Genomic DNA, 6,099 nt, shown 5'->3' on the forward strand with positions numbered 1-6,099 from the left:
TCACCATCCGGTGTACGAATCATGCTACCAGCAAGAAAACATGTTTGTATACTGTAAGTATTGTTTACACCATCCACAAGTAAGGTATTTGTATCAACAAGAACGTTATTAACTAAATTAAACGGGTTACCAGGAATATTTAATTCAACTTGATTTCCATTATAAATAATGTTCATAACTGTTAAATTTAGACCTTGACTAGGATCATTTACATACCATGTTTGTCCGGTATAATCGTAGTCACCGATGATAGCTAATATGATAGTATCTTTGTAATTTGAGTTTATTGATAATACAACCATACTCCCACTATTATCGCTACTTAAAAAATCCTTTAATTGAACAATTAACCTGCCTCCATCTCCAGTGAAATTTACTGTGTCATTAATAAGATCTCCGGAATCCTTAGGCAGTATAGGCAGGCCGTAATCAAGCGATCCATTGGCAGCCACTGTGTATGTTGTGCTTGAAGTAGTCACTTAAGTAATCCTTTCATCTATTGTGTTTTAATGAAGAGACCGCATCAAAAAGCAGTCTGAATGATTTTCCGTGGCATTCTTAAGGAGATGGGCGACAATGATCCCTGCGAAGGTCCTCCCGACGATCCAGTGCTTTGGCAACATTACGAAACCCTGAGCGCGGCCTGAACACTGCACAATATCCAGAACCCTGCCTCCATTTCATGCCAGTGCATGGTTCCCGCTTCCTCATTGTGCCGACCCACGAGTTTGCAATAATGAGATAATCGTGCGGATCTTGTTGCTTTCGAACAGTCCGACCAAAACACCGATCTTGCGGATGACACCTTGATTAACTCCTGATTTACGCAAAAAATATCTGTTAGGTTTTTTCTGTTTCAGTTGATGTTTTTGTTGTGCAAACAATTTTTCTATGAAATAAAACTTTGGAGAATTTCATGGAGCAGGTGGGACTTACCCTACTTGCGTAAATCAGGAATTACTCAAACAGACATCGTGCTAAGATGCTCCTTTCCTGCACGGAAAAGAGGTGGAGCATGGGCCAGAAAATAGGGTATGCACGGGTCAGCACAGTTGGACAGACCCTTGATATACAAGTGAAAAATTTAAAAGAATTTGGGTGCGTAAAAATTTACCGAGAAAAAGCAAGCGGCGCTGATTCCGAACGGTCACAACTCAAAAAGCTGATAGCCTCGTTGGGTGAAGGTGACATCGTAGTTGTCACCCGTATCGACAGACTCGCCCGCAGTACTTTCGATCTCTTTTCTATAGTTAAGGAGATTACGAATAAAAAAGCACAGTTTCATTCAATAGCTGAGCCATGGACTGATACGAGCACCAGCACAGGACGGCTGATGCTTGCGGTCCTTGGGGGCCTTGCTGATGTTGAACGCGATCTGATCAGAACCAGAACATCAGAGGGCCGGGTCAGAGCCATCCAGCAGGGAAAGCAAATGGGACGACCATCAAGACTGACCACCGCTCAGAAACGGGAAATCAGAGTAAGAAGACAAAATGGATCAACACTCAAGTCTCTGGCAACAACATATGGGCTCAGTGAAAGTGCTATCTCCCGAATTGCCCGATCCCATGACACACCGAAAACGACTACCGAATTCCCATCCGACCCGTCTTTTGATGCATGAAATGCTTTTCAGAAAACTGGGAACGGGCCGAATCACCTTGCAAAATAGATATACATAAAGTATTTTTGTTTATCTTTTTCGTGGGAGGTTCATATGCAGGTTTCCAAATGGGGTAACAGCCTGGCTGTTCGCATTCCCTCACACATTGTCAAACAACTTGGCCTTCAGGAAGGCGACAATGTGGAAGCTCTTTTCACACGCCTCAAATCCAAAGAAGAAGCTCTTCGTTCCTTGAAAGAAATCGGAAAAAAACTGCCTTCCGACTTTCGGTTTGAACGCCCAAAAGACTGATGTCTCTCTTTCTGGATACGAACATCCTTCTCTATGCCATGATGGAGGAAGGAACAGAGAAGGCTGGTATCGCTGACAGCATTCTTCTGGATCAAGAATGTCATATTTCGGTGCAGACGCTCAACGAAGCGACCAATACGCTAAGACGCAAAACCAAACTTCCACTGAACGACATAAAAACACTTATTACGGACTTCCGGGGACTGGTCACCATTCACCCTATTACAGAGGCCGTTTACAGTCGGGGCTGGGCCATCATTGAACGCTATGGACTCCAGACTTACGACGCCATGATTCTAGCCTGTGCCATAGAAAACGGCATCGAAACCCTGTTGTCCGAAGACATGCAGAATGGTCAGAAGATTTTTGATATGGTGACGATTATTAACCCCTTTCAGAAAGCCATAGATTAGGGTTAAATTGATTTCGCCACGTTCCCAGATTGTTTAACCAACGCCGGGAACAAAAACACTAACTGGAAGACAGCACGTCGCATTCTTTTAGCTGTTTCAAGAGGTTAAGAAGGTGTCACTGCGGGTTGGCTCAGGTTCGAGTCCCGCAGTTCGGATGGCTTCTTTTTATATTTAAAATCAGTAAATTATATTGTCAAAAACTTATTCTCATTATTAATAAATTTAGTTCTTATTTATATTAACCCTCATATTATTCCCCTCATTTTTTTGAGGTTTCTTACTCTCCATTCCCCAAAGGATTTTGGATTTCTTTCCTTCCTTCCGGTTTTTTCAATGGGTGAGACCTCGTTCTTCCTCCTTTTGAACGAGAGAAAAAATATCCATGTCACATCATGACTCTATAGCGTCTGCCGTCGAAGCAGATGTCTTCCAAATTGCAGCACTGCACCGCCTTCTGAGTTTCACTCTGGCCGAGTGTCTGGATGGAAATGCCTATAATGCCTCTGTCCTTGAAGGGGCAGTCGTCCTTACGCGTGTGATCAACCAGAAATTCAATCGCGTGACGAAAGCCATTCTGGACGGACCATCTGTGCGACAGGATTGATCCCGACAGACGTCCTCATCACACTTTTCATCTTCCCACTCGTCATGTGTCGCTATCGAACAGTTCGTTGCTACACAGACATAAAATTCCTCAGGACATCACCCATGACTTATGACCGCTTCAATAACCGGATGCCACACTGGCTGTCAGACCAGTTCTTCCGTCTGACAGAGTTGGACCACTATGCGCGCATATCCCGTGAGCTGCTTGTTACTCCTACACCACAGATGCTTGAATTCTGTGATGGCGGCCAGGAAATTGTCTCCCGCTACAACACTGACAAGACCCTCTGGCGCCTGTTTCGTCAGAAAGTCACTGAACGTCATCCCGATCTGCCTGCGTGGCAGCAGGAAGTGTGCATCAATGGCCACAAAATTAGTAGCATGGTCGAATTGGCAGTGTATCGCCGACTGCTTCTGGAGGCATCTGACACTTTGAATCTCAGAATACAGCCTTTCATTCGAGAACTGGACTACAAGGGGCAAGCTGATTTCAGTCTTTTTTGTAAAGGTCATCCTACTCTTTATATTGAAGTAGCGGGGACCGTAACCAGCCAAGGCAAATCCGTGTCCAAAGCAGCAGAAAGCTTCAGGCCAGGCATTGAAGAGCGCCTTTTTCGATATGTCGGCGTTGCACCTGTCGAGGTGATCCATGTTGACGAGGTCTGTCATGTTAAAGTGCAGACAGAACGTGTCAGGCACATTATAGCCCGAGCCCGTTCGGTATGATTTCCAAGGCTAAAAAACGCGTAAATCATGTGGCGGATAGAGATGTATCGTACGGTGAACTTTTTGCTCCTCCACTCTCTTTCTTCTTACGGGAAGATCCTACCACCCCCGATATATTTCGCAGCGAAATTTTCACCAGATCTTGCCGTTCCGAAGCCAATGAGCCAGAATTGAGCCAATCTGGATGATGATCTCCAGTGATTTCGAATGAAGTGAAATGAACTAAATTGGCTTAATATCAACGATATAGAAGATTATCTGGTTGTTTTCCTGAACTATATGGCGCCCTTTCACGGCGGCAACACGGGTTCGAATCCCGTACGGGACGCCAATCTTTCCAATGACTTAGAGTTTTGATCGCGGAATGATTGACTGCTTTTTGAGCCCAAGAGAAGCTCATCCTGAAAGACCGAATCACATCTCGTAAAATCGACCCAGCAACAGGGCGCTCGCTACAGCAGGTGTCGAGTATCCTGGTAAGGAGCATTACCGCGCCCGCAAGCATATCGCTGGCAGCGAACGCATCCATCAGACTTTTGCCTCTGCCAAGCTGGCCAGACAGAGGCTTGATGCAACATCCGCCAAACTTGAACTCGGCCAGTTTCAGGATACCCGCCGGCTTGAACGCCAGACCGTTAGCGAATTAGTCGATCGGTATGTGCGCGACGAGATGCAGACAAGAGACAAGGATCGCAAGGGTCATATCCCCGCCTTGCTTTGGGACCCAATTGCCTCGTTGTCACTCCACGACCTGGCACCGACAGCCATCCGCGGCTTTCGAGATCGACAGGCCGATCAATACAGAGCCGCAACAGTCGTTAAGCGCCTCAATCTGCTCGCCGCGATCTGCCAACACGCCACTTCAGAATGGGACATCCTGTTCGCCAAAAACCCGGCTGCCGCAACGGTGATCCGACGAACTGTGGGAGCGGACAAGAAACGCAACCGTCGCCTGTTTGGTGAAGAATATGACCAACTGCTGGAAGCGATGGCTCACTTGCCATAGGCGGATGACAGCGTCTTTGTCCAGTTTGCCATTAAGCAGGGCACACGACGGGAGGAAGCTATTGCCCTTCAGTGACGTAATATCAATTACGATCGCCATTCACTGTCTCTTGGTAAGACCAAGACCATGAACCGTCTGTAGAGCATGGTCCCAAAATCCGCCCTCTAACACTGGGCGCAGCTCGTTTTCTCCAGACGCTTCGCTCCCACCGAAAGGCTATCAAACTGAGTGACTTCATTTTTGACATTGGCAGCAAAGATGCGTTTCAAACGCCTTGTTCAGAAAGCAGCTTTGAAAGAAATCACCATTCATGATCCGAGGTACGAAGCGACATCACATCTGGCATGGATCCTAAACCAATCCTCTTGAGCTCAAGAGAGCCACAGATCACAAAGATCTCAAATCCCTCGACCGTTATTACCAACCCCGCACCAAGGACTTGGCGGCGATGGCCTTGGTCCATGAAAGCCAGAACCGTCGATAGAAACGCTAACAGTGTCAGTCAGGCTGTTACCTAATACAACCTGACCAGTGCCAGAATCAGCCATAGCGTGATAATAACCCAGAAATTCATATCCACACTTAATACGGCACTCTCGCCACGACCACGACGCGTTTTCGAATTGGATCGACATTCAGTTTCTAAAAATTTGCGCACCAGAAAATCTTCAAGATCCAATATTCTGAAGCATCGCACACTCCCGATCTTGATCGACGGCATTTCTAATTTCTCGTGCTGGTTTCTTAGCGTCCCTGTCGCAAGGCCGATATACGCTGCCGCAGAAGCATATCGAATGCCCCCCCCTGAGGCACTTTGGTCTCATTGTCTTTCTTTTTGCCCTTCATCTAAGATGTCCCTGATATTTTCAATGTAAACCTGCTTTACGCGATTAATTTCTCTCGTTTTTTAAGTGTATCCTGCGATGTCAACTTTTTCTTCTTGCTCTCTGACACGTTGCCTTTACCGACTCCACGGCTTGAAACAGTTCGCAAAACCGCATCGAACCAGAAAAGTGTTTCCACGAAACGTTCTCGTCTCAGAGATATCCGCAAATCAACAATGACAGAACGCTTTTTTCGGAATTTCTAACACGAATATCTTTTACCTCTCCGGGATCTGATTGCGTAAATGCTCGTATGGGATTCGCAGTATGAATCTACTCTGTCAGGGTATTTCGTCATTTGGCTCATGAGTCTTATACTCGTATCTAGCATGTGATGTTTCTCTCTATGTTCGGGAAGAGTGCGAATGCAGCGGTATCCAGGCTGATGTGAACACGTGTTTTCGGCTAGAAGACGCGGGCCATCCCGAATGCATCCGGTACCGGATCAGCCATCTATCCCTCCCCATAAAATACTGGAAACTGCTGCCTGCCGACACAGCCCTCAGGCTACTAGGGCTAATCGACATTCAAGCGCTCCAGATCATGACT

6 protein-coding genes and 1 pseudogene are annotated in these 6,099 nt (G+C 46.4%); 6 read left to right on the forward strand and 1 reads right to left on the reverse strand.

Translation table 11 applies throughout. From position 1 onward, the window contains the following. Positions 1-479 (reverse strand): annotated as a pseudogene (locus AD948_RS17970) (hypothetical protein); the annotation flags it as partial. Between the two features lie 536 nt (positions 480-1,015). Between AD948_RS17970 and AD948_RS00600 the strand changes: the two are divergent. From AD948_RS00600 to AD948_RS18555, 6 genes are all read left to right on the forward strand, one after another. Beyond that, entirely contained in the window at positions 1,016-1,624 is a 609-nt protein-coding gene (locus AD948_RS00600) for a recombinase family protein (protein WP_061470269.1), read from the forward strand. A gap of 93 nt (positions 1,625-1,717) precedes the next feature. Next, the gene (locus AD948_RS00605; protein WP_042789004.1) at positions 1,718-1,915 is read left to right on the forward strand and encodes an AbrB/MazE/SpoVT family DNA-binding domain-containing protein; all 198 of its coding nucleotides are present in this window, start codon (positions 1,718-1,720) and stop codon (positions 1,913-1,915) included. Next, positions 1,915-2,328, forward strand: coding sequence for a PIN domain-containing protein (locus AD948_RS00610; RefSeq protein WP_061470265.1), 414 nt, complete (start codon positions 1,915-1,917; stop codon positions 2,326-2,328). Before AD948_RS00605 ends, AD948_RS00610 begins: the two co-directional genes overlap by 1 nt. 382 nt (positions 2,329-2,710) lie before the next feature. Beyond that, positions 2,711-2,932, forward strand: a complete 222-nt coding sequence (locus tag AD948_RS00615) for a hypothetical protein (protein WP_061470266.1) — start codon at positions 2,711-2,713, stop codon at positions 2,930-2,932. Between the two features lie 104 nt (positions 2,933-3,036). After that, positions 3,037-3,660, forward strand: a complete 624-nt coding sequence (locus tag AD948_RS00620) for a hypothetical protein (protein WP_061470267.1) — start codon at positions 3,037-3,039, stop codon at positions 3,658-3,660. Between the two features lie 658 nt (positions 3,661-4,318). Then, complete coding sequence (locus AD948_RS18555; RefSeq protein WP_248845861.1) at positions 4,319-4,666, forward strand: hypothetical protein; 348 nt, start codon at positions 4,319-4,321, stop codon at positions 4,664-4,666. Positions 4,667-6,099 lie beyond the last annotated feature (1,433 nt).

It is taken from the genome of Acetobacter senegalensis (assembly GCF_001580995.1).
In the GTDB taxonomy this organism is placed as follows: Bacteria; Pseudomonadota; Alphaproteobacteria; order Acetobacterales; family Acetobacteraceae; genus Acetobacter; species Acetobacter senegalensis.

What these genes read in the sequence shown, in the direction of transcription:
- AD948_RS00600 (WP_061470269.1), top strand. Translation starts at nt 1,016, where the DNA reads ATGGGCCAGAAAATAGGGTATGCACGGGTCAGCACAGTTGGACAGACC.
- AD948_RS00605 (WP_042789004.1), top strand. Translation starts at nt 1,718, where the DNA reads ATGCAGGTTTCCAAATGGGGTAACAGCCTGGCTGTTCGCATTCCCTCA.
- AD948_RS00610 (WP_061470265.1), top strand. Translation starts at nt 1,915, where the DNA reads ATGTCTCTCTTTCTGGATACGAACATCCTTCTCTATGCCATGATGGAG.
- AD948_RS00615 (WP_061470266.1), top strand. Translation starts at nt 2,711, where the DNA reads ATGTCACATCATGACTCTATAGCGTCTGCCGTCGAAGCAGATGTCTTC.
- AD948_RS00620 (WP_061470267.1), top strand. Translation starts at nt 3,037, where the DNA reads ATGACTTATGACCGCTTCAATAACCGGATGCCACACTGGCTGTCAGAC.